The sequence below is a fragment of the Bacillus sp. es.036 genome, from assembly GCF_002563635.1.
Taxonomy (GTDB): domain Bacteria; phylum Bacillota; class Bacilli; order Bacillales; family Guptibacillaceae; genus Guptibacillus.
In genome coordinates, this window is sequence record NZ_PDIZ01000001.1 from 1,512,550 (window position 1) to 1,538,510 (window position 25,961).

Below are 25,961 nucleotides of genomic sequence, written 5' to 3' on the forward strand. Positions count from 1 at the left end.
GAGCATTCTAGTGGAATTTGTAGATGAGCACCATGATGAAATATTAAAAACCTATGAAGAACTACATGAACTAGCTGAAGCAAGCTGGCAAGAAGAAGAAACTTCTCGTTATATAAAGGAAAAGCTATCAGACGCAGGGTTTCATATTCAAACATTTGAAGGACATTTCGGTTTCGTTGCAGAGTTTAATCGCAACAGTGCTCAAGTGATTGCGCTTCGTGCCGATATGGATGCATTAGTTCAAGAAGTGGAGGGCATTGTGAAGCCAAATCATTCATGTGGGCATGACGCGCATAGTACGATGGTGTTATTTGCTGCGCTCTCCCTTATCAAACAACCTATGAAGCACACCATTCGTTTTCTTTTTCAACCAGCAGAAGAAACGGCTGAAGGGGCCTTAAAAATGATCGATGAACAGCCGCTGAAAGATGTCGTTTTTCTTGGAGGCATTCACTTACGTCCGGCGATGGAAATCCCTTTTGGAAAAGCCTCTCCTGTTATTTCTCATGGATCAACCACGAGTATAAAGGGATGGATTGAAGGTGTACCATCTCACGCCGCGCGGCCAGAAAAGGGAAATAACCCACTCGAAGCAGCCGCGGCTATGATTCAAGCTCTAAAACAAATCCGATTAGACGTACCAGACGCTTATTCGGTGAAAATCACTGAACTTCATGGTGGTGAAGCTTCCAATTCAATTCCATCGAAAGCGCGGTTCACACTTGATCTAAGGGCAAGATCCAACGAGACGATGACACAACTTATTGAGCAAACGAATCACGTCATGACGAAAGTGGCCGAATTAACGGAAACAGAAATCACTTCCGCCACTGCCGAATTTTCTCCTGCAGCTGTGAAACATGAACATGCAATTGACCTTGCGACAAAAGCAATAAACGCCACTTTAGGTCGTGAAAATGTCGTAGCTGAATGCCCATCACCAGGAGCGGAAGATTTTCATTTCTATTCGTTGAAACACCCTTCAGTCGCTTCAACTATGATTGGACTCGGCTGTAACTTACTGCCTGGATTGCATCATCCGAACATGCATTTTAATAAAGAAGCCTTAATGGATGGAACGAAGATTCTAATCCAATTACTTTTAGAAGCTGATCAACAGAACTGGCTAGAAAGAAGGTAGCAAAATGAAGACACAACCACTTATGATTCGTACCCTTCATTCCGTGGAAGAACTTGAAGAAGTTAGACGTTTAGAAACAATTGTATGGAGCTTTGATGACTCAGTTCCCGTCAATCAAAGTATGGCAGTCGTGAAAAATGGCGGATTTATTTTAGGAGCCTTTTATGAAGATCAGCTCATCGCATTTCAATATAGTTTTCCAGGATTTGATGGCAAGAAGGTTTATCTCGTTTCTCAAAGTTTAGGAATTCATCCTGATTTTCGTAAAAGAGGAATTGGCGAGAAATTAAAGATGGAACAAAGAAAAACAGCCGCCAATATGGGCTACGATTTCATAACATGGACTTACGATCCATTAGAAACGGTGAATGGATCGCTGAATTTAAATAAGCTAGGAGCCGTTGTAACGTCGTATCTTCCTAACGTGTATGGCCTAATGAATGATAACTTGAACGCCGGAATACCGACTGACCGCTTTTTAGTTGAGTGGCATACGAAGGACCATAAGGGCATGCGCGAGTTAGAACAAATCCTGCCTCATGCTCTGATCACGGGTGGTGATACTCGTTTTTACCATCCTGATAAAGTAGATCTTTCTATCACTGCTAAGAAAATGTATGTGCCTGTGCCTGGGAATTTTCAAGAAATTAAAAAAATGAATCTACCACTTGCAAAAGCGTGGAGGGAACAAACGGGAATCGTGTTTACCCATTACCTTGAGCAGGGGTGGTATGTAACGGATTTAGTAAAAAGTGAAGGCAACACCAATTTATATTTATACCTCTTAGAAAAAGGTGAATCATATGAAAATTAATAGCATCATCCTAAGACACATAAAGATGGACCTTTTACACCCTTTTACGACAAGCGTTGGAACAGAGCGGGATAAAGATATCATTTTAGTTGAAGCCACAACGACGTCTGGACATTCAGGATGGGGAGAGTCGGTAGCCATAATGGAACCTATTTATAACGAAGAAACCGTTCAAACCAATTGGCATATGATGATCGATCATTTAATTCCACTGCTTTCTGATGAAAAAATTAACCATCCAGATGAAGTGTCAGAGCGTTTTAAGAAAATTCGCGGTAACTACAACGCAAAAGCAGCGATCGAATGTGCGATATGGGATCTTTATGCGAAGGTAAATCACATGCCACTTGCAAAAGCACTTGGTGGTGTAAAAAAGAACATAGAAGTCGGGGTCAGTGTAGGCATTCAATCTTCACAAGATAACATTTTAAAGCAAATTGAAGATTACGTAAAAGAGGGGTATAAGCGAATAAAAGTAAAAATCATGCCTGGTTGGGATGTTGAGATCATCAAACTAATACGCCATCACTTTCCATCCATTCCACTGATGGCAGATGCGAACTGTGCCTATACGTTACAGGACATTGACCATCTGAAGAAGCTCGATCAATTTGATTTAATGATGATTGAGCAACCGCTCGCACATGATGACATTATTGATCATGCGAAGCTACAGTCTCAACTAAACACACCTATATGCTTAGACGAGAGCATTCATAGTTTAGAAGATGCTAGAAAGGCGATTGAACTCGGCAGTTGTCAAATCATTAACCTTAAAGTAGGACGAGTCGGTGGACTGACTGAATCTAAGAAAATTCATGATCTTTGCATGAAGCATAGTATCCCGATGTGGTGTGGAGGAATGCTTGAAGCTGGAATTGGACGAGCTCATAATATTGCGATTACCTCATTAAGTAACTTTTCACTTCCTGGAGATACAGCTCCATCATCTCATTATTGGAAGCGAGATATCATTAAACCGGAAGTTGAAATGATCAACGGGAACATTCACGTACCTGAGAAGCAAGGAATCGGATATGAACCTGATCGAGATTACATTGACAAATTGACGATTGTTCAGAAAACCATTGAGGTGAATTAGTGAAGTGTAAAGAGAAGCCACTTACCTAGCGTGAGTGGCTTTTTTATGCTGAATGGTATTTGATGCTCATTGCCGAAAAAGAATATATCAAAATATAACAACCAAAGATGGCAATATACGTATAAAGAAGTGCATTTGAAGTTAAAAGTGTTCTTTTTACGGGGTTGAGAACACTTGTTCCCTTAACTGGATCAATCGAATTTTTATTTGATAATACATCAATCATAACTGTAAATATTTATTGCACATTTTTGACAGCGTTTTCAATAAAAGGTATACTTCTATATAAAGTTAATAGCTGTCATGAGAGCAAGAAGACACGTTACATTCTTTGAATGTTCATTCAAAGTAAATCTAATGTGTCTTCTTTTTTTACTCTTAAAGCATATTGTAAGTAATAATACGCGACATTCTTACCAGTATGGAGGTAATTCACAGTTAAGTAAGATAAGCAGATGTATCATTTTTACTGTTAATGGGTTCAAGTCTTAAATGAGATTAATCGTTACGTAACATTATTCTTGTAAAATACTTAGCAACAGGGGGATAAGATGAAAAACAAGAAAACGCTCATTTGGTTAGTGGTTGCTTTGGCGTTCATTTTGATTGGTAGTTATGTAGCTTCTCTATTTAACAGTTCGAGTGGACAGGTAGATGTTTCACGTATATACTTTGATACTCCAAGGGGAGAGCTTTCAGGTCTATTGTACAAACCTGATGGTGCTGACCAAACCCCAAGACCAACTCTCGTCACAACACACGGCTATCTTAACTCTGGGGAAATGCAGGATGCTCAATCAATTGAAATGTCTAAGAGAGGATATGTCGTTTTAGCTTTAGATCAATACGATCATGGACACTCAACAAACACAATGGAAAAACCTGTCCCGTTTTTCTCATTTTGGCCAAATGCGATTTATGATGCCGTGCAGTATATGTATGATCAGAAATTTGTTTTAAAAGATGAAAATGGTAACGGTATCATTGCTGCTTCAGGCCACTCAATGGGTGGATTTTCTACAACAAATGCGGTCATTTTAGATGAGAAAGATTTTGAGACAACAGGCATTAGAAAAATTTATAGCAATCTTACGATGGGTTCTGATTATCAATGGGTACAGGCACTTGAAATGAGTGCTGAAGACATTAACAATGCCTATGGTCCAAGAACATCAGGTAAAATTGCTGCACAATATGATGAGTTCTTCTTTGATGCTGCAGCTACAGCGGCTGGGAAATCTGTCGTAAAGAAAAATTATGTAGGTACAGAAGAAGGTGCGGGATTCTTAGGAAATCCAGATAATCCTGAGGTAGGGAAATTTTACGAAGTGAATGGCGGAAAACGTATCATTTACCAACCAAATGAAACCCACCCATGGAATCATTTTTCAAAACAATCTACAGAAAACGCAGTAGACTTTTATGATGAAGCTTTTGCTGATTATGGTGACATTGTCACGATTGGTAAAGATGGTCAGACATGGATGTACAAAGAATGGTTTTCGTTTGTAGCCTTAATTGGTTTCTTTTTACTCTTTGGTCCAGTCATTTCACTATTATCAACATTACCTTTCTTTAACAGCATTTATACGAAAGTACCATCACCACTACCAGAACCAAAAACAAATGGCGCGAAACTAACAAGCTTCTTAATTATAATATTTGCTGGTTTGTTCCCAGCACTCTTTTTCCCTGCATTATATAGTGGGAATGTTGACGCAATGAGACTTTTAAGACAATTTAGTATGGTTGTTATCGCCGTTTCGGCTATCGTGTTAATTTACTCATTTGTTAAAAATTCCGAGCGTGGTGTTAAATCGATTTCGTTCATTATGCTTGGATTAGGGGTTATTCAATATATTTATTTAAGAAAACAAAACGATTTCCTTATGACAACAGAGTACTTTGCTGCGCCAACAGTAAACCCAATTGCTTACTGGGCCATTAATGTAGCAATCGTGACATTGATGATCATGGTGTGTTACCACTTCGTTTCGAAAAAACCAGAAGGGGCAACGATTGAAAACTACAGTCTTAAGGTAAGCGTGAAAACAATTATTGCTTCACTTCTAACAGCAGGCGTAGCTATTGTGATAGGTTATGCGGTACTTTATTTTGTTGATACTGTTTTCAAAACCGATTTCCGCCTCTGGACATTTGCTGTTAAAACATTTGAAAGTCAACATGTCATCGCAACTTTAAAATATGCACCACTTTTCTTAATCTACTACTTTATTGTAGGGCTCTCTGTGAATATGAATACGGCTAGCGCTAAATACGAGGGACTAAAAGGATACGTGATAGCTGCACTACATTTTGTAGGCGGTCTCATTCTTTACCTAGGTTACCATTATGGATTGTTGTTTATCACAGGAACAGCTGGTTATCCTTCAGAATCACTTTCTTCAATCATTATGATTGCTCTTGTACCAGCACTGTTGATCGCTTCAATCTTCAATCGATACTTCTATCGAAAAACAGGTAATGTCTATGTAGGAGCCTTCCTAAATACGTTGTTAATCACTTTAATTACAATAGCAAATACAACGCTTTATTCCATCTTATAATTAATCGTCATAAGACCAGACAAAACCAACCAAAGGACCTAAAGCCCTATGGTTGGTTTTATTTATGTATGTGTAAAGAATAGATTTTTGGAAAAGTCATTAAATAAAGTGAACAAAAAGATGGTTCATCAAGAATATAAAAATGGATAGAAACGATGAGATAGAAGAGAGGTAGCGGTTTTTTAGGATGTTTCTTTGATCCAAGGTGAACTAAATTCTAAAACAAAAAGTTCATTCTGAAACGAGCTTTTAATACCTAATAAAACATTTATTGGATAAAAGTGCTCAAAATCACCTCGGAGAACATTTGTTCGTATTGTGTAAATAAACTAATTTACAAAAGAGGTAAGGAAAGAAATTAAATGAAAAGCCACAAATAGATTCGTAAAGATCTAAGAGTGGCCTTATTAACTCGTTTACTAATATGAGATTGATTTTTTTTATAAATATCTCTTAGGAATTTTATATACTTTTTCCCCAACGGATACCATTTATTAAATGGTGATAGTGGTACCATCAAACTTTGTAAGACAGAAGCCTTCGAATTGTTCGTTATACGTTTTTCTATAATCTCGTAAGATCCCGATAGCTACCTGTTCTCCAAGCTGTAAACTGTTAAGTCCTTCACTGCTATAGTGTACACCTGCTCCGTCTCTTCCAAGGGCAACATTCATCGCTAATTTATTCAGTTCTCCACCAACTGTAAGGGGAGGTCCTTCATACGGATCCAGTGAAAGACCATCACTGCTTGCCATAACAGGAGAAGGGATCACATAGGTTTCATCAAAGAAAGCCTTAAGCATCGTAACCATAGCGCCTATGAACGTACCGTGTCCAGCAGGATAAGATGGATGAGTAGGACAACCTTCTTCATATGCTTGTGGGAGGAGATATGTGGCGTATTTTTCAAAAATTCGAGTTACTGCCTTTGATTTTAGTACATCTGGATGAATAGGATAATCAGCTGCCCCGATTAATTCATTATGAATACGTCCTCCAAATTGCTCCGGACGTAAACGGCGATGTACGAGCCATTTCTGGAACCAGGCTGCTTCCAAACCCGGTCGGGCTGCTCTTGTCACAAAATCTAAGGCATGTGGTGCACCGAAGGTTGAAAATCCAAGCTGCGTATCGGAATTAAGGTAAGGATTATTCGAGTCCCATGCTTCCTCGCCAAAGCTGAGTAGAATGAGGCCTGCTGTCAATCCAGTCTCCACCGTAATATCCCGGTGAACGTATTCCGCTAAATCTCGTATATTTCTGATATAACGAGGAATAGGGTCAAATTCATTAAAAGTGGGTGGTGCAGAGCCATTTTGAACGGCCAACCAATTCGGATAGGATATGAGATGATCATCATTCGGAATGGTCGTCTCGTATCGTTGGGCGACGGTATTCGAAACATATGGGACGTCTTTCCATAGGAATTGTGAGATATATGGTCCCACCAAAGCACCTTGAATATCTCCACGGAATAACGTTTTTGATGTAACTTTTCCATCGATTTTCGGACCACGAAAATCAGAAAGGTTCGTTAAATCCTCGGCTGCTTCCATCGTTAAAGGGTCCGTATCATAATCAGTAAACGGAACATCCCTACAAAGAGCCAGCCAGTAAAGCTCCACCATTTCACCTGCTGCTTCTGCGCTGCTGAAGGCTGGTGGAGGTGGGGTGACAAGCTGATGACTATCAGGTCCGGCCATTTCGTAAGCGTAAGCCGCTTGCGGATTGACAAGCTTTCTTTCACCGCCTAGTGGAATCCTCTCGAAATCATCCGGGTTTCCTGATTTCAAAGCTTTTATATAGTCGTTATACGCATCTAAATCTACCTCTCCAAGATCGTTATGCGGTAAAGCTTTTGAAAAACTGGCAATCTTGTTCGGATATCTTTTCTCATCACCATTACAAGTGAGAGACTACAAACGCATTTTTTTGTGAAATTTACTTGCTTTTACTCGGATGATAAAGGCTTTCACACGTCTAGCCATAGGAGGAAGAGGGCCAATCTCACAGCTGAATTTCTTGATAGGCCTCAAGCACCTATAAAAGAATGATTTTATTCTATTAAACATTTGTATCCTACTTTCCATATGGTATTACACTATTTTATGTATAAGGTAAAAATCGGAAAGAGTCACGAGACTAGATATCTCAAAATTTGGCATTTGAAATTATTATGTATAATTAAGAGAAAAAGCTTAATTCTAACTTGTGGATGTTATAACGAACCGTTGTTGCTGTGGTTCCACATGAGCGGAAATGGAAGTGGTAGAGAGACTCTCGTGGTCTAATTCTTGCAACGTCTTCAGATCAACCTGAATGCTGCTGACTTGTAGCAAACAAGTGGCAAATGTTTGGATCAAATTAGGGACGTAAGAGAAGGTTATTTATCGGCGTTTTTTTATTTAAGTTTACATAATATATATTATAGGAAGTCACCGAATAATAAATAATTCCGTCTCAATCGTTAAGTAAACTTAAGATATTGAGACGGAATTGAAAAATTATTCGATTTCTAAAATACGTGATATTTCATCACTTAAATCAAAATGACTAATTAAATATGAATTAAATACTTTGTTATCATTATCATTTCTTGAAACGACCACATTGTTTTCATCTAACTTAATTCTAATTTCTTTTCCTGTCTTTAAATAAATAATGAAGTCTGCATCATCAACCTGAACTCGATGATTTGCTAATTGTGTTAAATCAGATCCATCAAGATTGTTAACCCAATTGACAAGGTACGATTCATCTTCGTTTGATGTAATAATTTCTTCTTTTTGCTGTTCGCTTCTATGTACCTGTATTTCGTAAATATTCTGTTCATCGATCTTTTGATGCAAGCTGCTTTCAATGCTTGTGGCACTTGCAGTGTGCGCATATTTATCGTTTTTGTAGTCTATATAAACTTCAGCTGATTTTAGGTAACCAAATGCGAGAACAGAGAAAAGTAGGATGGTTAGAAGTCCTTTTGATGCTTTTTTCATACAAATCACCCGCTTTCCTTTTCCAGCTATCACTTAGGTGAAACCTCTTCTGCTTCACCTCTTTTATCATAACAAAATTTAAAAAGAATGCACTCAATTATGGGAGTTTTTTTATAATTTTCTTTTCACTTTTTCGTCTTTAATAGTACTATTGATTGATTTTCGAAATAACGATAACAGTTTAAAGGGGTAACCCATTATTTAGCGAATTAGTGTTATAGTCTCATAGAATCTTTACTTGTTACGTTCCTTTTATTTATCGACTGATCAAACGAAGGAGATATGCTCATGCCGTTTTTTATTGCCGTCCTCCCTCCTCCTCAAGTTATGAACAAAATTCAATCTTTTCGGCAAAAGTGGGATTATACTGAAACCTCTCCACCTCATATAACGGTTAAAGCATCTAGCGGTCTTACAGCAACGGAAGATTGGGTTCCTACAATTGAACAGATTTGCCGAGGATTTCCCGCTTTTGAATTAAAGCTAGGCGCACCAGCTACATTTGGCACATCTGTATTATTTAATACGGTCTTATGCAAAGAGATTATTACTCTTCATTTGTTGTTTGTAGATGCGATTAAACCATCTCTTCATGAACAAAAACAGCACTATGAAGTAACGGACTTTATCCCGCATTTAACAATTTTACAAAAAAACAAACAAATGTCAGACGATCACTTCTTTAACATAAAGCAAGATGCCGAACACACCTTAGACGAGTTTGTACCATTTATTGTTCCATCCGTTCATATTTTTTCAATGAATAAGTCTCATACATATACACCCGTACTTGAGTTACCTCTCCGCCCGTTAAAAAAAAGGAATTTTCTTATGTAACTATATTTTAAACGCCCTGGAATTCCCAGGGCGTTTTACTTCGCTATTTTTTTGAATTTATCGCTTTTTCCAATCGTTCTAATCCCTCTTGTAACACTGATCGCGGGCAAGCAATATTAATACGTTCAAATCCCTTCCCGCCTTCTCCAAAAATATAGCCTTCATCAAGTGCTAGCCTTGCTTCCCCTTGCACAAACTGCTCAAGTTCCTCATGAGACATGTCAAGTTTATTAAAGTCTAACCAAACAAGATAAGTACCCTCAGGCTCAATCACATCGATTTGCGGAAGTCGCTCATTTATAAATTTAGTAAGGTAGGAAAGATTACCTTGTAAGTACTCCATAAGTTCATCAAGCCATTCTTCCCCGTGGTTATAAGCCGCTTCTACTGCAGTGATTCCAAATGGACTAGGAGCAAACAAACCTAATTTCCCCATATACGCGTTAAATTTCTCCCGCTTTTCTTCATCAGGGATAATAATTGTCGAAAGCTGCATGCCTGCTAGGTTAAATGTTTTGCTTGGTGCAATGCATGTAATCGTATTAGCTGCAATTTCATTTGAAAGAGATGAAATTAACGTATGCTGATACCCCTTAAAAATAAGATCAAAGTGAATATCATCAGAGACGATTAATACATTGTGAGCGAAACAAAGCTCAGCAAGCTTCATAAGTTCTTCTTTTCTCCAAACCCTTCCTACAGGATTATGAGGATTACAAAGAAGTAGCATCTTCACTTCCGGATCGGCAAGCTTCAGTTCGAGATCATGAAAATCCATCTCATATTTGCCGCTTCTTCTTACAAGTGGGTTATCAACTACTTCCCGCTCACTCTTCTCTACCATATCTCGAAACGGATAGTACACAGGAGACTGGATGACCACTTTCTCTCCCTTTTCCGTATACGTATTAACCGCTGCCGATAATGCAGGCACAACACCTGGTGTAAATACAATCCAATCCTGCTGAATTGACCAATTATGCCGTCTATTCAACCAACCTTGAATCGCAGACTTTGTGTTTTCTGTTGGCATCGAGTAACCGAATATCCCATGCTGAATGCGTGTTGTGAGAGCATCAATGACGGGTTGTGGAGCTCGGAAATCCATATCCGCTACCCACATTGGCAAAAGATCTTCTTTTTCAAAAATGGCTTCAGTATGATCCCACTTTACTGAATGTGTATCAAATCGATTAATTCGTTCGTCAAATACGTTCATCATGTGCCTCCAATTGTTCAATAGTCCATCTTTACTTTATCAAATCTTAACTTATCTGTCAGAGTTCTTGCTTATGCATAATAGCTAAAACCCCTTTACCAAAGACAGCTAGCTACAGTGATGGTAAAATGAGAAGTAATCTTTAATTCCTTTTTTGAAAGAACGGATAATAGCTGACCAATAAAGTGAGGGTTTACCTTATGAATACACTTCACCATGCATTTTGGAGTTATTTCTTTTTCCGAAAGAAAAGCAGACGAACGATTAAATACATTGTCATCGGTGGCATCGCACCTGATATTATTTATTATGTGATGTTTTTATACTTATTAATAGAACGTAGTATTCAAAAAATCATGAATCCCCAAATCAACCTCTCTGTGCATTATTTTATCCATGGCTTATTTGAACATCCTGTAGTTGTTGTACTCCGCCAATTAGGTCATTCGATTGTCATCTGGTTACTTGCCTTTATGCTATTGATGATCGTTCATCGAGGCTTTAAGGTGACGCCTTTTTCTGGATTTGTGTGGGGATGGTTCTTGCATGTCATTGTTGATTTTTTCACACATGTAAGCGATGCTGTTCCGATTTTTTATCCGCTCAGTTATACGATTATTCCTGGAGTTGTCTCTTATTGGAACCGTGATTATTACGGTGCCGAGTTTAGTTTTACACATGGCCTGCTTCTCGTATCTACAATCATTTATCTTATCATGGACCGTCGACGAACTAGGAAAGCTTCAAAACAGGCTAAAAATAAAGAAATACAGTCATAAAAAGGAGCAGGCGTTGTCTAAGCAGCCTGCTCCTTTTTCTTATTTACCTAATGACGCGTTTTTCTTCCACTCTATTGCGAATTAAGATTGGTATAACTGATAGTAAGATGAAGACGCCAACAGCGAGCGCAATAACTTTTGGATCACCTGATACAAGGCTGCTTCCTAAAAAGTTGTAAGCAAATGTGCCAGGTATAATACCAATTAGCGTACCGAAAAAGAATGAAGTAAACCGTATTTTAGATAAACCAGCAGAATAACTAATTAAATCAAAGTTAAATAGCGGAACGAACCGAAAAAATAGAACATAGAAAAATCCATTTTTCTCAAGCTGTTCTTGTAACTTTCGTCCTTTGCCCTGCCAATCTTTGTTGGCGATTGACTTTCCTAGTTTTCTAGCAACGATAAATGATAAAACCGCTCCTCCAGTTGCTCCGATTACGGTATATATTGTACCGAACATTGATCCAAACGCTAGTCCTCCCGCAATTGATAACACGGACGCCGGAAAGAAAAGCAAGGGGCGTATCGTGTAAATAACCATGTAGACAATTGGAGCAAGTATACCGAATGATAAAATCCAATCTCTGATTTCTTCCACTCTAAAATTAAGATAAGATCGGCTGAACCAAATTAAGATCACGATCGTTATTAGGATTAATCCCCATTTTAATACTCCCTTTTGACGCTTCATCTCCCCATCCTCTCTGTTGTATTCTTCTCATAAATAAAACATACATGAAAATGTTCAACAGGTCTGTAATATGGCTTACATTAGTAATAATAACAACCTATCCCTTATGAAATCATCACCTGGTTGTATAGCATAATAATGGTTAGGATAATGAGACAACTTGTTATGAAACCTTCTCCTTTCGAAGCGGTTTTCAAATAAAGTGGGAAGCGAACGCGAAGCGGAATAGGATAAAATAATTGAATACCTCTTACTGTCATGGCATCGAGCACAATATGACTTACAATCCCTACTAAAATACCAGTTTGAATAAGATGATCATATTCAAAGGTGAACGTTGACGTTAACCAATAAATAAGAATAATAAAAAGGATACTGTGTGTAATCGTTCGATGACCAAAAAAACGGCTGATCCCTTTCGATAAGGCTCTAGCTCTTCTGCCTGTCCATGACCCTGGATGACAAATGTCTGGCAGAAGGCCACCGAAAAGACAGGCTCCATAGAAAACAATCAGCTCTGGTGCATCGAGCTTGTCTGTTATGTAGTAGCTTTGCGCGGCAACACCTAAGCAAATACCGCCAATCGCATGGGTTTTCCCCTCCATCTCATTCCTCCTTCATCTGTGTTTTCTTGTTTGTTTGATTGGAAAGTGCCATTTTAGAGGGGTGGCAATCATATGTTCGCATACCAATTAGTATATCACAAATTTCCTTGTTCATATATAAAGAAAACCCGCTTTTTAGGCGGGTTCTCTAGATTTTATATAGGCTTATGAACTTTCTTAATTTCCACTGCATCGCCCGTTTCACTCACGTCTACGACAAATGATCCGTTGCTATACCGATCATTTGGTCGATATGTTGCTGGATCTACCTCTATTGGTTCTCCCTTTTTCGTTCGAACCATAATGAGATCTTGTTTTGTTACAGCTGCAGCTCCAATGACACGGTGAGGATTTGATTTCAGTTCACGTAACATCACAACACCGCGTTTTGCTCTCGTTGTAATTTCAAATTCACTTAGCTGCATTTTCTTCACAGCCCCTCGATGTGTGGCTAGGAATATGTCGTGCTTCGCAGTTGGTTCATAAATAATTCCGCTCACGACGAAATCGTCATCTTTTAAGTTAATGCCTTTTACTCCGCTCGCCCGTTGACCAACTAGACTAATTTCTTCTTCTTTAAATCGGAGTCCATATCCAAAATGTGTAGCAAGGAAAACTTCTTTACTTCCATTAGTGGAGTATACGTCTATCAACTCATCTTCTTTTTTCAACTTTAGCGCCATCAGTGGTTTAGAATACCGCTGTGCTTTGTATTGAGAAAGCTCTGTTTTCTTAATCATGCCCTGTTTCGTTACAAAGACTAGGTATTGATTTTCTTTAAACTCTTTAATTTCCATGGCTTCAATAATTCGCTCGTCAGACTCGATTGATACAATGTTAGCGACGTGCTGCCCAAGATCTTTCCATCTGATTTCAGGTAGCTCATGGACAGGCAAATAAAGATAGCTTCCTTTGTTCGTAAAGAGCAAGATGGTGTGAGTTGTATTACTATCAAATTGACGTAGAAGCGTATCGGTTTCCTTCATTCCAAAGTCTTTTCCGTTAGATGCTGCATATGAACGTGGACTTGTTCGCTTCACATAACCATCTTCTGTCACGGTTACAATCACGTCTTCAGAAGGAATCATCACTTCAAGATTCACTTTAATATCTTCAATTTCGTCTTCTAAAACGGTCATGCGATCATCCACGTATTTCTTGCGAATTTCAAGTAACTCTTTTTTAATGAGATTGACAAGCTTTTTCTCGCTACCGAGAATCGTTTCAAGCTTATTAATCAGCTGACTTAGCTCTTCCGATTCCTTTTGAAGCGTCGTAATATCGGTATTGGTCAAACGGTAAAGCTGTAAATTCACAATCGCTTCAGCCTGAGCATCTGTAAAGTCGTATTGCGCCATTAAATTGGTTTTAGCATCACGCTTATCTTTTGATGAACGAATGGTGGCAATTACTTCATCCAAAATCGAAATCGCGCGAATTAAGCCTTCGACAACATGTTGACGATCTTTGGCACGTCTTAAATCATATTCAGATCGTCGAATGACGACTTCCTTTTGATGCTCAATATAGGCCTTCAAGATTTGCTTTAAACCCATTTGCTTCGGTGTCTTGTTGTAGATCGCTACCATATTGTAGTTATACGTAATTTGAAGATCTGTTGCTTTATATAAATATTTTAAAATGCCGCTTGCATCGGCGTCTTTTTTTAACTCAATAACAAATCGAAGCCCCGTACGGTCCGTTTCGTCACGCACTTCTGAAATGCCTTCAATTTTGCGATCAACACGAAGTTCATCAATTTTCTTAACAAGGTTCGCTTTATTGATTTCATACGGGATTTCTGTCACAACAATTTGCTGACGTCCTCCACGTACTTCTTCAATTTCTGCCTTACCTCGTAAAATAAACTTGCCTTTACCAGTCTCAAATGCTTTCCGAATGCCTTCTGTTCCCTGAGCGATTCCACCTGTTGGGAAATCAGGTCCTTTAATAACACCCATTAGCTCTTGTAGCGTAACGTCAGGGTTCTCCATTTGCATAACGGCTGCATCAATGACCTCACCAAGGTTATGCGGGGGGATGTCTGTTGCATACCCTGCTGATATCCCAGTTGAGCCATTGACAAGCAAGTTAGGAAAGCGCGCAGGCAAAACGATCGGCTCGTTTTGTGTATCGTCAAAGTTAGGTGCAAATTCAACCGTATCTTTATCAATATCGCGAAGGAGTTCAGATGAAATGGCTGCTAAACGTGCTTCTGTATAACGCATGGCAGCCGGTGGATCTCCATCAACACTTCCGTTATTCCCATGCATCTCCACAAGAATGTTACGTACCTTCCAATCCTGAGTCATTCGGACCATAGCGTCATACACGGATGTATCTCCATGTGGATGGTAGTTACCAATAACGTTACCAACCGTTTTCGCTGATTTCCGAAACGGTTTTTCTGCTGTATTACCTTCATGATGCATTGCATAAAGAATCCGGCGTTGTACAGGCTTCAGACCGTCCCTTGCATCGGGCAGGGCACGGTCTTGAATAATGTATTTACTATACCGCCCAAAAGCGTCACCAAGGACATCTTCAAGCGGTAGATCTAGAAATTTTTCTGCGTTAGCCAATGTTACGCCTCCTCTTCAATAATGGAAATGTTTTCATTCTCGATGATATTTGTATCTTCATTTAATCCGAAGGCCACATTCGATTCAATCCATTGTCTACGCGGTTCGACTTTATCTCCCATAAGAACGGAAACGCGTCGTTCGGCACGAGCAATATCTTCAATCTTCACACGAATTAACGTGCGGCTTTCGGGATTCATCGTTGTTTCCCATAATTGATCGGCGTTCATCTCACCAAGACCCTTATAGCGTTGAATCGTGTAGCCTTTCCCAACCTTTTTCATCGCTTTTTTCATACCTTCTTCATCCCATGCGTACTCAACCACTTCTTTCTTTCCTTTTCCTTTACTAACTTTGTAAAGAGGTGGAAGCGCAAGAAAGACTTTTCCATGCTCCACAAGTTGTTTCATGTAGCGGTAGAAAAACGTTAATAGAAGCACCTGAATATGAGCGCCGTCAGTATCAGCATCGGTCATGATAATGACTTTGTCATAGTTTGCATCTTCAATATCAAAATCAGGACCAACTCCCGCTCCAATCGCATGAATAATGGTGTTAATCTCTTCGTTTTTAAAAATATCCTGCAACTTCGCTTTTTCTGTATTGATTACTTTTCCACGTAGTGGAAGAATTGCCTGTGTTCGTCGATCGCGTCCTTGTTTTGCAGAACCACCAGCAGAATCACCCTCAACAAGGTACAGTTCATTTTTCTTCGGATTCCGTGAAGTGGCGGGGGTAAGTTTACCGCTAAGAATGGTTTCTTTGCGTTTCCCTTTCTTACCCGATCGCGCATCTTCACGTGCTTTCCTTGCTGCTTCACGTGCCTGGGCGGCTTTAATTGACTTTTTAATGAGCATCTCACTAATGGATGGATTCTCTTCTAGAAAATACGAAAATTGTCCGGAAACAATCGCATCAATCGCTGACCGCGCTTCACTTGTCCCTAGTTTACTTTTCGTCTGACCTTCGAATTGAAGCAATTCTTCTGGAATACGGACAGAGACAATTGCTGTAAAGCCTTCTCGGATGTCATTTCCTTCAAGGTTCTTGTCCTTTTCTTTTAAAAGATTCACTTTCTTTGCGTAGTCATTGATCACACGTGTAATGGCCGTTTTCATACCTGACTCATGTGTCCCGCCATCTTTAGTTCGGACATTGTTTACAAAAGAAAGGACATTTTCTGAAAACCCGTCGTTGTATTGAAATGAAAAATCCAGTTCAATGCCGTTACTCTCTCCGGTAAACGTGACAACTGGATGAAGTGTTTCTTTATCTTCATTTAAATAGTCGATAAACGCTTCGATACCGGTTTCATAATAGAAGACCTCTTTGCGGTCGTGACGCTTGTCATCTAGTTCAATTTTCAATCCCTTTAATAAAAACGCTGCTTCCCGCAGGCGTTCACTTAATGTATCGTAATTATAATTTAATGTACTAAACATGATTGGATCCGGTTTAAAATGAATCGTCGTTCCCGTTTTGCGCGTTTTGCCGATATTTTCAAGGGTTGTTGCTGGTTTCCCGCCATTTTCAAAACGCTGTTTAAAGATAAAACCATCTCGATGAATCGTTACTTCTAACCATTCGGAAAGAGCATTAACGACCGAGGCCCCAACACCGTGTAACCCACCGCTCGTTTTGTAGCCACCTTGTCCAAATTTACCACCTGCATGGAGGATGGTTAAAATGATTTCTGGAGTTGGTTTTCCTAGTTTATGCATACCAACAGGCATCCCACGACCATTGTCTTCGATGCTAACACTATTATCTTCATATAAGGTAACGTTGATTTCATCTCCATGGCCAGCAAGAGCTTCATCAACTGAATTATCTACGATTTCATAAACAAGATGATGCAAGCCTCTTGAGTCAGTGCTCCCGATATACATTCCAGGGCGCTTTCTCACCGCTTCCAGTCCTTCTAGAACCTGGATTGAATCATCACTATATTCCTGCTTTTGTTTTGTTACCATGTTTTTCCCCTTTCAACTTGCTGTATAGACTAGCCTACCATATGAGAACGGGTGTTTCTATCTTTTTTGTACCCAATCCGTTTTTTAAAGCATTGCCAGATCTGATTGTTTTTAATAGTCGGGTAGTCTTTTACAGCCTCTTACTGCGTTCGTTTCATTCATATGATCTCTGACTATCTTAACAAAAGGCAGGCACTCCCACCCATTTGTTAAGATAGAAACCCACTCATTCTTAACGTATTAAAAAATCCTGCACATTGGCAGGAGAGAAAAAAACATCGAACCGTATTGTACCTTAATGTTTATTCTTCATCAATTGTTTTCACGACATGCACGTTACCTTCTTCATAACCGAGTGTAACGATATGACCTTCTTCAACCGACTCCCAATCAGACTTATCGGCTAAATAAGGAGTTTTATTAACAATAAGATAATAATAAGGTTTTTCTACCGGCGCGTTTGTCGCCTCTACTGCATCTTCATTTGTTAATTCTTCATCATCTTCATTCATGTTCGTATCTGTTTTCTGGTCCACTTCTGCTGTTACTTGTGGTTTCTCATATCGAATTAGTTTTTCTTGAACCTCTCCAGTTTCATAAGCAAGGTTCTGATCTTGTCCATTTGCAAAGGCCGTGCTTATGGCAAGTACGAAACAAAGCAATAAAACAGACAGAATGGTTCCTCTTAGCATGTTCATATAGAGGCTCCTTTCAACATACTTTCGCTCTAAGTTTACCATAAATTTTTTATAAAGTAGTACGTTTTCTAATATTCCACTGGATCGTTATGTTCTTAAGAAAGGAATTCAACTCATAAACGATTGGTAATTACTTACTCTATTCAAACAAAGCAAACAGCATTCTCATAAATTCCCCGAACTGATTAAGTTAACTCTTTTTACTTTTTCGGTGTTAAATAAGCTGGAATTTACTAATTAAAACTTCTGTTACTTTGAAATATGATTGAATTAAGTTAACTTCGCTTAATTTAAGTTAACTAAAATAAAATATATGTTGACACAAATGACTTTTTCTTTTACGATTCTTTATAGTGATAATGAAAGCGAGGTTCAGTCATGAGGAAGATGAAAACAATTGATTTAGTTTATGCAGGAATGTTTGCTGCATTAATGGCGGTAGGCGCAAATATTGCTCAATTTCTCGTAGTAGGCGGCGTACCCATTACTTTACAAACGTTCTTTGCGATTTTAGCAGGTTTATTATTAGGTAGTCGGCTTGGATCTATTTCGATGATTGTCTACACGCTAGTTGGCCTTGCGGGTGCTCCGGTATTTGCTCAATTCACAGGTGGTCCCGGCGTTTTATTTAAACCAACATTTGGATTTATTCTATCTTATATTTTAGTAGCATATGTAGCAGGTAAAATTGTTGAATCAAAATCTAGACCCACTTTCATAACGTTTATGATTGCTAGTTTCACTGCATTTATCTTGAATTATGTCCTTGGTACAAATTATATGTATTATGCGTATAAATTTTGGGCTGACGCTCCTGAAGGATTTACTTACGGTATGGCATGGTTATGGATGCTGGCCCCGCTACCTAAAGATATCCTGTTATCCGTTGTAGCTGCCCTTATTTCACCTCGTATTTACGCTGCCGTTTCGAAAACATCCAAGCGTCCACAGGTAGCTTAACAAGTCATTCCTCTATTCCCAATAGATGAATATAAATGTACCGCCGGTAATCTACCGGCGGCTTTTTTATGGTTACCTTATTCATTAACGGTTTGCTTTGACTTACCTGAATTTAAGAATAGTGATACGACAAACATCAATACAAGGAAAACAATGACAAGGCTGAATCCACCTTTTGCACCAAACGCTTCAGAAACAATACCGATGATATACCCCGCGATACCACCACCTATACCAGAAGCCACATAAATCAATCCTAGTGCTGTACCTGGATTTTTTGAAATAGTTGTTCCAAAAGCGGTTGCGGTTGGGAATAATGTTGAGAAAAACAGTCCCGCTCCTGCAAACAAGTACGGAACTTGATTTGCAAAAAAGAAGCTAATAGCAACGATGATCACTGAACCTAATGAGAATGAAATCATAATTAAGCGTTCGTTGATTTTGTTGGCAAGATAAGCGACACTTAGTCGGCCAATCATAAAGAAAACCGAAAATAGCGAAAGAATGGTAGCAACCATATCCGATTTTGCTTCATTTGAAATCCCTCCAAGTTCAAGAGATTTTAAATAGGGTGGAAAGAAGTTTGTGAATGAAACTTCAGCAGACACTTCGAAAATCAAGAAGAACATTAAAAAGATCATCTGCGCATCTTTTAACATAGGAATAAATGCTTTCAAATTGATTTTTTCCGCTTTTCCATCTGGGAATTTAACAGACGTTACATAGAAAATCACAAGTATGTTTAGAATAGCAATCGCAAGATAGAAATAGCGCCATGAAGCAAACTGGAACATGTAGTTTAGAATTTGAGGGAAAATGATCATACCAAGCCCATAAATACCCATTGCCAAATTAAACATTTGGTTTTGCTTCTCCGGATAAGCAGCGGGTACAATCGCGTTAGACGCAACGCCCAGCGCACCCAAACCAAATCCGATTAACATATAAAAACCTAGAAAGAAAGTGATGTTTGGCGCAAAGCCTGTCCCCGCAAAACCGAGTCCCATCACAATTGTGGCGAAGATCACCATTATTCTTAATCCTTTTTTGTCGGTTAAATAACCAAAGATTAAACTAGCGAGCGTAAATCCAAGTTGAAAAATTAAAACAACGAGTCCAAATTGACTCATATCGAGACCGATATCTGTTTCAACTTTATCGAGCACAATTCCCTTTGTATTTGTTACCCCACCTGACACGAACTGGGTAAACAACAAAATAATTAATGCATGAATACTTTTTCCTTTTGACATTGCCTGAACCTCCAAAAATTAATCTATGACAGGGGTTTCCACGGGTATTCTGACTTAAAACTTGCAAATATTTTCCGACTTTTTTAGGTGAGCGTTTCCATCACCGCCATAAATGAGATAGCAAGCCATAAAAAAAGTTGTAGAGGAAATTCCTCTACAACTTACTTCATTGTATACACGGTGAATGTAGCGATAAAATAGATCACTACGATTAAGATCGATGGCAACATGTAAAAAAGGGTACTCCGTTTGTTCTTTCTTGTAATGCTATACAAAATAACGAGCACAACCACAATAGAAGAAACGGTTGTTATCACATTTGATGGACTCGCATGCTGAAAAATATTCGTTTTAATGTAGATCGCATCCGTAAAGGAAAGTAGCATAATGTTAAATGCGTTACTTCCGAGAAGTGAACTTACCCCCATGCTATAGTTTCGTAGTTTCAACGCAGTCGCAACACTTACTGCATCAGGTAAAGAGGTACTTGCCCCAACAAGGAAAGACCCTACAAAAGATGCACCAAGCCCCGTGCTTTCTGCAATTCGATCGGCTGTCAATGTAAGAACTGTTCCTACGATCATGATGCCAAGAGCAGAAAGAATGAACATCGTAAGAACTCTTCGGTAAGAAAATTCTCCGTATTTTTCGTTTTTTCGGCTTTTTCTTTTTACTTTTTCTTCTGTTTGTTTATTTATCCATTTCACACCAACAAAATATACAAGCACTAAGATAACTGAGCTATATCCGATATGAAAAATACTTGCTGGAAGTGTGAGCGATAATCCAGCAACCACTATAAGCGTCATCACAATCACAAGATAAATATATAGTTTACTTCCTAGATCAGTTTGTCCCATAATCTGTTCACGACGATAAACCATGTCGAGGACAGCTAGAGCCAATAGGTTAAATAAGTTGCTCCCAAGTAAATTACCAATAGCTAGATCTGGACTATCAATGGCAATTGCGGTTACACTCGAGGTTAATTCAGGCAGAGAGATTGCAGCACCAATAATTATTCCCATAAAAGCAGAAGATGTTTTCGTTTTTTCACTAATGGCGTCGCCGTACATAGCGAGGCGTGTTGCAACAAAATACGTTGCAATAGCGGCTAAGATAAATAGTAGAATGGTTAGATATATATTCATTGACGTTCTCCTTCGAAAGTTCGTTATCACCTTCACCATTACCTTCGCTTCACAAAACTAAACTACTACTTTAAGAATGTATTAAAAATGTAATGGTTCAAAATTGTTGATTATTGATCATTAAGCAGCAAGAATTAAGATGTAAAACTCGATCTCCACCTTAGTTAAATCATTCATTTGCAGCCATTCTCTCCTTCATTCATATAAAAAAAACCCACTCAAATGATAAGTAGTTCAGTTTTGGAGTGCAAAAAGTGTAATTGCCTATCGATTTGAAGGTCGATTTGATACTCTTTTTTCGTAGCTGTAACTTCAGGTGTCGAAACAAGTGTATTTAGCTACCAAAACGGGCTAGAATTCTAATAACGAAAAAGAACACAAAAATAAAACAGAAGCCTAAACTTCCAGATAGTTACCCTTCAAGTATATAAAAACCCTCTGAAAACATTCAGAGGGTTAAACAATTATTTTACACCTTTCATCAATACCTGAATCTTAGGTGAAAGCAGGAATAGAGCAATACTCAATACGATTGCCATACCACCGATTGCCCCGAAGTACAGCGTTTCTGTTTCTGGTGTATAGAAACGAACAAGTTGTGCATTCAACGCCTGTGCGGCAGCTGAAGCTAAGAACCAAAGACTCATCGTTTGAGCAGAGAAAGCTTTTGGAGCTAATTTGGTTGTGGCCGAAAGACCTACAGGTGATAAGCATAGTTCACCAAGTACAACAATCAAATAGCTAAGCACAAGCCATAATGGACTTACTAGTGAATCTTCTCCACCGAAGTATGCAGGGAGTAGTATCACTAAGAATGATAAACCAGCAAACAATAGACCGAACGAAAACTTCTTCGGGATCGATGGCTGACGATGACCAAGTTTCATCCACATCCAAGCAAACACTGGGGCTAATAGAATGATAAATAACGGGTTTAACGATTGGAACCAAGCTGGAGATATACTGATTCCCATGAATTCCAGTTCAGTTCGCTTATCTGCGTAAACTGCAAGGATGGTTGAACCCTGTTCTTGAATTGCCCAGAACATAACCGCTGCAATAAATAATGGAATATAAGCGATGACTCTGGAACGTTCCGTTTGTGTTGTTTTAGGACTATAATACATTACGGTAAAGTATATGGTTGGAACAACAATCCCGAAGATACCTACTAAATTAATAAATACGTTTAATGTGAATAAGCCTGCAGGAATTGTAATACCTAAAATGATAGTAAGACCAACAACAACTAACCCTGCAATTAATCCATATTTCTTCTTCTCAGCTGGTCCAAGCGGGTTTGGTACATAAGTACCAGCAAGCCCAAGATTCTTTTTCTTTGTGATCAGGAATACAACAAGACCTATGAACATACCGACGGCCGCAACCGCAAATCCCCAATGGAATCCTTTTGTTTCCATAAGTTTACCCACGATTAGTGGAGCTATGAATGCACCAAGGTTGATACCCATATAGAAAATACTGAAAGCTGCATCGCGACGCGTGTCACTTTCGCTGTACATTTCACCGACAACAGTGGAAACATTCGGTTTTAATAATCCTGTTCCGACAACGATCAATACCATGGAAACAAAGAACATCGCTAAACTTCCTGGAAATGATAAAGCAATATGACCAAACATGATGAATATTCCACCGTAGAAGACGGCTTTAGACGTTCCGAATATTCTATCTGCCAACCAGCCTCCGATTACTCCGGACATATATACAAGTGAGCCATAAATCGACATGATGGCTAAAGCTGTGTTTTGCTCTAGACCCAGACCGCCTTTTGAAACCTCATAGTACATGTAGAATACGAGAATGGCGCGCATTCCATAATAGGAAAAGCGCTCCCAAAATTCCGTAAAGAATAAAGTGAATAATCCCTTCGGATGTCCAAAGAACCCTTTTTGAGGCACGCTATCCACAATTTTCTGTTTATTCATTGATGACATGTTACTACCTCCCTTATTCCTTTACTATAATATTTTAATATTTTAATAAAGTCAAAAAGAGTTTATAAATCGTCAATATAACTACTATTCGGTCTTATATTTCAAATATTTAATTATTTTAAAATAATTAAAAAGTTACAGGGGTGTTAAATATGAACATAATAAAATAGCATGCCGTCCAATTTGAACGGCATGCTTATCAATATCCTTGTTCTTTCTCAAAAAATGAGCAGAATTACATTCAAATAACTCTATAAATCATAGTCATCAAATATTCTCTTTGTTTTATTGGACGATTACTACTTTTCCAGCAGGTCTTAAAACAACTTTTACATTATCATAGAAGAAACATAGAAGGCTCCTTTAAGACTTTGTAATGTTGCCATTCATAAGGTAGTAATTGGTGATATTGTTTTTCTAAATAGCGATTATCAACTAGGAGTAATAGACCATGATCCGATTCAGTACGAATGAGCCGTCCCCCTGCCTGGAGCACACGATTCATGCCAGGATATACGTACGTATACTCGAACCCATTTTTCCCATCTTGATCAAAATAGGTTTTCATTAATTGGCGTTCCGTATCAAAGTTTGGCAATCCAACCCCGACCACCACCACACCTGTTAAACGTTCGCCTTTTAAATCAATTCCCTCAGAAAAAATTCCACCTACTACAGCAAACCCTACTAAACTTGTCTCACGATCAGACGAAAACTCGCTTAAGAAACCTTCTCGTTCCTCTTCTGTCATGCCGCTTTTTTGTATCATCGTTTCTGTTTGAGCGGGAGCGGTAAATGCGCTATACACTTCTTCCATGTACCCATATGAAGGGAAAAAGAATAAGTAATTCCCCGGCTTCCTTTCAACAACATTTTCGAGAAGGGAAACAAGTGATGGCAACGTTCGTTCTCTGTCCCGGTATTTCGTGGAAAGGGGAGCGATCAATACTTCCGCATGCTCACGCGGAAATGGAGATGGAATTCGTACCGCATAATCCTCTTCTCTCCAACCGAGCATATTTTGATAATATGAAAAAGGACTAAAAGTTGCTGAGAAAAAAACGTTCGCTCGAAATCCTTTCCTCATTTTTTGAAGCAGATTGGAAGGATCAAAACAAAAAAGCTTGATTTTCACCTCTAACTTTCCTGCCTCCACATAGGTAATAAAGCGTTCGTCGTAAAGCTTTGCAATCCGAATAAAGTTCTGCGCTAAAAAGTACGTTTCTAAAAGAAGCTCATCACTTCCTTGTTGTAGCAACTCTTTCTCACTTTCTTGTACAAACGTATCAAGTTGCACAATAAGTTCTTCATCCACTTCTGACAAAACGAGAGATCCATTTTGAGTCGATTTCCGATAATCCAGGAACGTACGGTTAAGCTTAGCTGCAACATCCGAAATAGCGTTGTCATGATTTTTATAAGCGCGCTTCAAGTTTAGAAATGGGGATTTCGTTAATTCTGCTGAATACATTTCTCGCGCACGATCGACAAGATTATGTGCTTCATCAACTAGTACGGTCGTTTGCTTCTTTTGTTCATCAATTAACCTTTTTAGCGAAACGCGAGGATCATATAAATAATTATAATCACAAATAACCACGTCTGCTGTATAAGACAAATCAAGGGATAGTTCAAAAGGACATAATCGATGCTTCTCTGCATATTGTTCAATTACTCTTCGGGTAATACGCGTTTCATTGTTTAAAAGATCAAGCATTCCTTCGTTTATTCGATCGTAATATCCATCGGCGAATTCACAATAATCCTTTTGACAGATTGTTTTTTCTTTAAAACAGATTTTATCTCTTGCTGTAATGGTTACGGAAGAAGTGTGGAGGCCTTTCTCCTCCATAAGTTGAAAAGCTTCCTGTGCGGTTTCCCTCGTAATGGTTTTCGCGGTAAGGTAGAAAATCTTTTTACCAAACCCTTCCCCCAATGCTTTCATAACAGGAAATAGCGTACTGATCGTTTTCCCAATCCCAGTCGGCGCCATCGCAAACAGCGTCGCTTCCTCCTGTACTGTTTTATAGACGCTTCCTGCTAACTTTCGCTGACCTTCTCTGTATGTATCGAAAGGAAACGAAAGAGCTTTACAGCTTTCGTTTCGCATCATAGTATGTTTCTGCTTCCACTTAGCAAACGGGGCATATTGCTCAATCATGCGCAGCATGAAAGCTCGTAGATCGCTTGCTGTTAGATCATGTTGGAATCGAATGATGTCATTTGATTCTGACTGAATATACGTTAATTGAATGGTAATCTGATCAAGGTTATATTTCTCAACAGCCATATACCCATAACATTTCGCTTGTGCCCAGTAAACGGGGTGTGTCTGTTCATTCACATCAGAGAGCGGGAGTGATGTCGATTTAATTTCATCAATCATATAGAGATCACCGTTCATTAGGAGACCATCGCACCGTCCTTCGATATGAAAGGTCATTTCTTCGTAATGGAACCTGGTATCAAACGGCACTTCCTTTTTATCCAATTCACCATACGTTTTTTGAACCATCTGATGAAGTCGCGTTCCTTCCGTCATAGTTGTCGCTGTTCGAAAACGATGATCAATACTTCCACTTCGTAATGCATACTCAACAAGTGGTCGTACTGACACATTAATGATTTCATCCAT

General features: G+C 38.9%; 19 protein-coding genes. 7 read left to right on the forward strand and 12 right to left on the reverse strand.

Going from position 1 to position 25,961, the window contains the following annotated elements:
• The first annotated feature begins 10 nt into the window (after positions 1-10).
• The 4 genes from ATG70_RS07750 to ATG70_RS07765 all read left to right on the forward strand — a co-directional run bounded on the left by ATG70_RS07750 (position 11) and on the right by ATG70_RS07765 (position 5,624).
• Positions 11-1,141, forward strand: coding sequence for an amidohydrolase (locus tag ATG70_RS07750; protein WP_257147642.1), 1,131 nt, complete (start codon positions 11-13; stop codon positions 1,139-1,141).
• 4 nt (positions 1,142-1,145) lie between these two features.
• A complete protein-coding gene (locus ATG70_RS07755; RefSeq protein WP_098443759.1) occupies positions 1,146-1,955 on the forward strand; it encodes a GNAT family N-acetyltransferase in 810 nt (269 codons plus the stop codon).
• A complete protein-coding gene (gene menC, locus ATG70_RS07760; RefSeq protein WP_098443760.1) occupies positions 1,945-3,057 on the forward strand; it encodes an o-succinylbenzoate synthase in 1,113 nt (370 codons plus the stop codon). The genes ATG70_RS07755 and menC overlap by 11 nt, the downstream gene beginning before the upstream one ends.
• Positions 3,058-3,608: 551 nt before the next feature.
• On the forward strand, positions 3,609-5,624 hold the full coding sequence (locus ATG70_RS07765) for an alpha/beta fold hydrolase (RefSeq protein WP_098443761.1): 2,016 nt from the start codon (positions 3,609-3,611) through the stop codon (positions 5,622-5,624).
• Between the two features lie 494 nt (positions 5,625-6,118).
• Here the strand turns inward: ATG70_RS07765 and ATG70_RS07770 are convergent, their stop codons facing one another.
• Together ATG70_RS07770 and ATG70_RS07775 are read right to left on the reverse strand one after the other, a co-directional pair.
• On the reverse strand, positions 6,119-7,417 hold the full coding sequence (locus ATG70_RS07770) for a vanadium-dependent haloperoxidase (protein WP_257147643.1): 1,299 nt from the start codon (positions 7,415-7,417) through the stop codon (positions 6,119-6,121).
• Between the two features lie 711 nt (positions 7,418-8,128).
• A complete protein-coding gene (locus ATG70_RS07775) occupies positions 8,129-8,650 on the reverse strand; it encodes a hypothetical protein (RefSeq protein WP_098443762.1) in 522 nt (173 codons plus the stop codon).
• A gap of 255 nt (positions 8,651-8,905) precedes the next feature.
• On the opposite strand from ATG70_RS07775, the gene ATG70_RS07780 reads away from it, so the two are divergent.
• Positions 8,906-9,454 carry a 2'-5' RNA ligase family protein gene (locus tag ATG70_RS07780; protein ID WP_179886219.1) on the forward strand — a complete coding sequence of 183 codons (549 nt, stop codon included), beginning with the start codon at positions 8,906-8,908 and terminating at the stop codon, positions 9,452-9,454.
• 43 nt (positions 9,455-9,497) lie between these two features.
• Here ATG70_RS07780 and ATG70_RS07785 read toward each other — a convergent pair whose 3' ends face one another.
• Positions 9,498-10,673: a MalY/PatB family protein gene (locus tag ATG70_RS07785; RefSeq protein ID WP_306472692.1), complete on the reverse strand. Its 1,176-nt coding sequence runs from the start codon at positions 10,671-10,673 to the stop codon at positions 9,498-9,500.
• 200 nt (positions 10,674-10,873) lie between these two features.
• Between ATG70_RS07785 and ATG70_RS07790 the strand changes: the two genes are divergently transcribed.
• Positions 10,874-11,452, forward strand: a complete 579-nt coding sequence (locus tag ATG70_RS07790) for a metal-dependent hydrolase (RefSeq protein WP_098443765.1) — start codon at positions 10,874-10,876, stop codon at positions 11,450-11,452.
• Positions 11,453-11,495: 43 nt separating this feature from the next.
• Here the strand turns inward: ATG70_RS07790 and ATG70_RS07795 are convergent, their stop codons facing one another.
• The 5 genes from ATG70_RS07795 to ATG70_RS07815 all read right to left on the reverse strand — a co-directional run bounded on the left by ATG70_RS07795 (position 11,496) and on the right by ATG70_RS07815 (position 18,004).
• Positions 11,496-12,146: a TVP38/TMEM64 family protein gene (locus ATG70_RS07795; RefSeq protein WP_098443766.1), complete on the reverse strand. Its 651-nt coding sequence runs from the start codon at positions 12,144-12,146 to the stop codon at positions 11,496-11,498.
• 104 nt (positions 12,147-12,250) lie between these two features.
• On the reverse strand, positions 12,251-12,751 hold the full coding sequence (locus ATG70_RS07800; RefSeq protein WP_098443767.1) for a metal-dependent hydrolase: 501 nt from the start codon (positions 12,749-12,751) through the stop codon (positions 12,251-12,253).
• Between the two features lie 155 nt (positions 12,752-12,906).
• Entirely contained in the window at positions 12,907-15,333 is a 2,427-nt protein-coding gene (parC, locus tag ATG70_RS07805; protein ID WP_098443768.1) for a DNA topoisomerase IV subunit A, read from the reverse strand.
• Positions 15,334-15,335: 2 nt separating this feature from the next.
• A complete protein-coding gene (parE, locus tag ATG70_RS07810) occupies positions 15,336-17,306 on the reverse strand; it encodes a DNA topoisomerase IV subunit B (RefSeq protein ID WP_098443769.1) in 1,971 nt (656 codons plus the stop codon).
• Positions 17,307-17,608: 302 nt separating this feature from the next.
• A complete protein-coding gene (locus ATG70_RS07815; protein ID WP_098443770.1) occupies positions 17,609-18,004 on the reverse strand; it encodes a hypothetical protein in 396 nt (131 codons plus the stop codon).
• 378 nt (positions 18,005-18,382) lie between these two features.
• Here ATG70_RS07815 and ATG70_RS07820 point away from each other — a divergent pair, with 378 nt between their 5' ends.
• Complete coding sequence (locus ATG70_RS07820) at positions 18,383-18,964, forward strand: biotin transporter BioY (RefSeq protein ID WP_098443771.1); 582 nt, start codon at positions 18,383-18,385, stop codon at positions 18,962-18,964.
• Between the two features lie 77 nt (positions 18,965-19,041).
• Here the strand turns inward: ATG70_RS07820 and ATG70_RS07825 are convergent, their stop codons facing one another.
• The 4 genes from ATG70_RS07825 to ATG70_RS07840 form a co-directional block, all read right to left on the reverse strand.
• Positions 19,042-20,217 (reverse strand): MFS transporter, encoded by a 1,176-nt coding sequence (locus tag ATG70_RS07825; RefSeq protein WP_098443772.1) that lies wholly within the window; start codon positions 20,215-20,217, stop codon positions 19,042-19,044.
• Positions 20,218-20,378: 161 nt separating this feature from the next.
• Positions 20,379-21,368, reverse strand: coding sequence for a sodium:calcium antiporter (locus ATG70_RS07830; RefSeq protein ID WP_098443773.1), 990 nt, complete (start codon positions 21,366-21,368; stop codon positions 20,379-20,381).
• Between the two features lie 464 nt (positions 21,369-21,832).
• Positions 21,833-23,326: a peptide MFS transporter gene (locus ATG70_RS07835; protein WP_098443774.1), complete on the reverse strand. Its 1,494-nt coding sequence runs from the start codon at positions 23,324-23,326 to the stop codon at positions 21,833-21,835.
• 337 nt (positions 23,327-23,663) lie between these two features.
• A complete protein-coding gene (locus ATG70_RS07840) occupies positions 23,664-25,961 on the reverse strand; it encodes an ATP-dependent DNA helicase (RefSeq protein ID WP_098443775.1) in 2,298 nt (765 codons plus the stop codon).

Bases quoted from the DNA above. Each gene is read 5' to 3' on its own strand.
- ATG70_RS07795 (WP_098443766.1), bottom strand. From the start codon at position 12,146: ATGAAGCGTCAAAAGGGAGTATTAAAATGGGGATTAATCCTAATAACG.
- ATG70_RS07780 (WP_179886219.1), top strand. From the start codon at position 8,906: ATGCCGTTTTTTATTGCCGTCCTCCCTCCTCCTCAAGTTATGAACAAA.
- ATG70_RS07820 (WP_098443771.1), top strand. From the start codon at position 18,383: ATGAGGAAGATGAAAACAATTGATTTAGTTTATGCAGGAATGTTTGCT.
- ATG70_RS07840 (WP_098443775.1), bottom strand. From the start codon at position 25,961: ATGGATGAAATCATTAATGTGTCAGTACGACCACTTGTTGAGTATGCA.
- ATG70_RS07815 (WP_098443770.1), bottom strand. From the start codon at position 18,004: ATGAACATGCTAAGAGGAACCATTCTGTCTGTTTTATTGCTTTGTTTC.
- ATG70_RS07830 (WP_098443773.1), bottom strand. From the start codon at position 21,368: ATGAATATATATCTAACCATTCTACTATTTATCTTAGCCGCTATTGCA.
- ATG70_RS07785 (WP_306472692.1), bottom strand. From the start codon at position 10,673: ATGAACGTATTTGACGAACGAATTAATCGATTTGATACACATTCAGTA.
- ATG70_RS07765 (WP_098443761.1), top strand. From the start codon at position 3,609: ATGAAAAACAAGAAAACGCTCATTTGGTTAGTGGTTGCTTTGGCGTTC.
- ATG70_RS07835 (WP_098443774.1), bottom strand. From the start codon at position 23,326: ATGTCATCAATGAATAAACAGAAAATTGTGGATAGCGTGCCTCAAAAA.
- ATG70_RS07800 (WP_098443767.1), bottom strand. From the start codon at position 12,751: ATGGAGGGGAAAACCCATGCGATTGGCGGTATTTGCTTAGGTGTTGCC.
- parE (WP_098443769.1), bottom strand. From the start codon at position 17,306: ATGGTAACAAAACAAAAGCAGGAATATAGTGATGATTCAATCCAGGTT.
- ATG70_RS07825 (WP_098443772.1), bottom strand. From the start codon at position 20,217: ATGTCAAAAGGAAAAAGTATTCATGCATTAATTATTTTGTTGTTTACC.
- menC (WP_098443760.1), top strand. From the start codon at position 1,945: ATGAAAATTAATAGCATCATCCTAAGACACATAAAGATGGACCTTTTA.
- ATG70_RS07755 (WP_098443759.1), top strand. From the start codon at position 1,146: ATGAAGACACAACCACTTATGATTCGTACCCTTCATTCCGTGGAAGAA.
- ATG70_RS07790 (WP_098443765.1), top strand. From the start codon at position 10,874: ATGAATACACTTCACCATGCATTTTGGAGTTATTTCTTTTTCCGAAAG.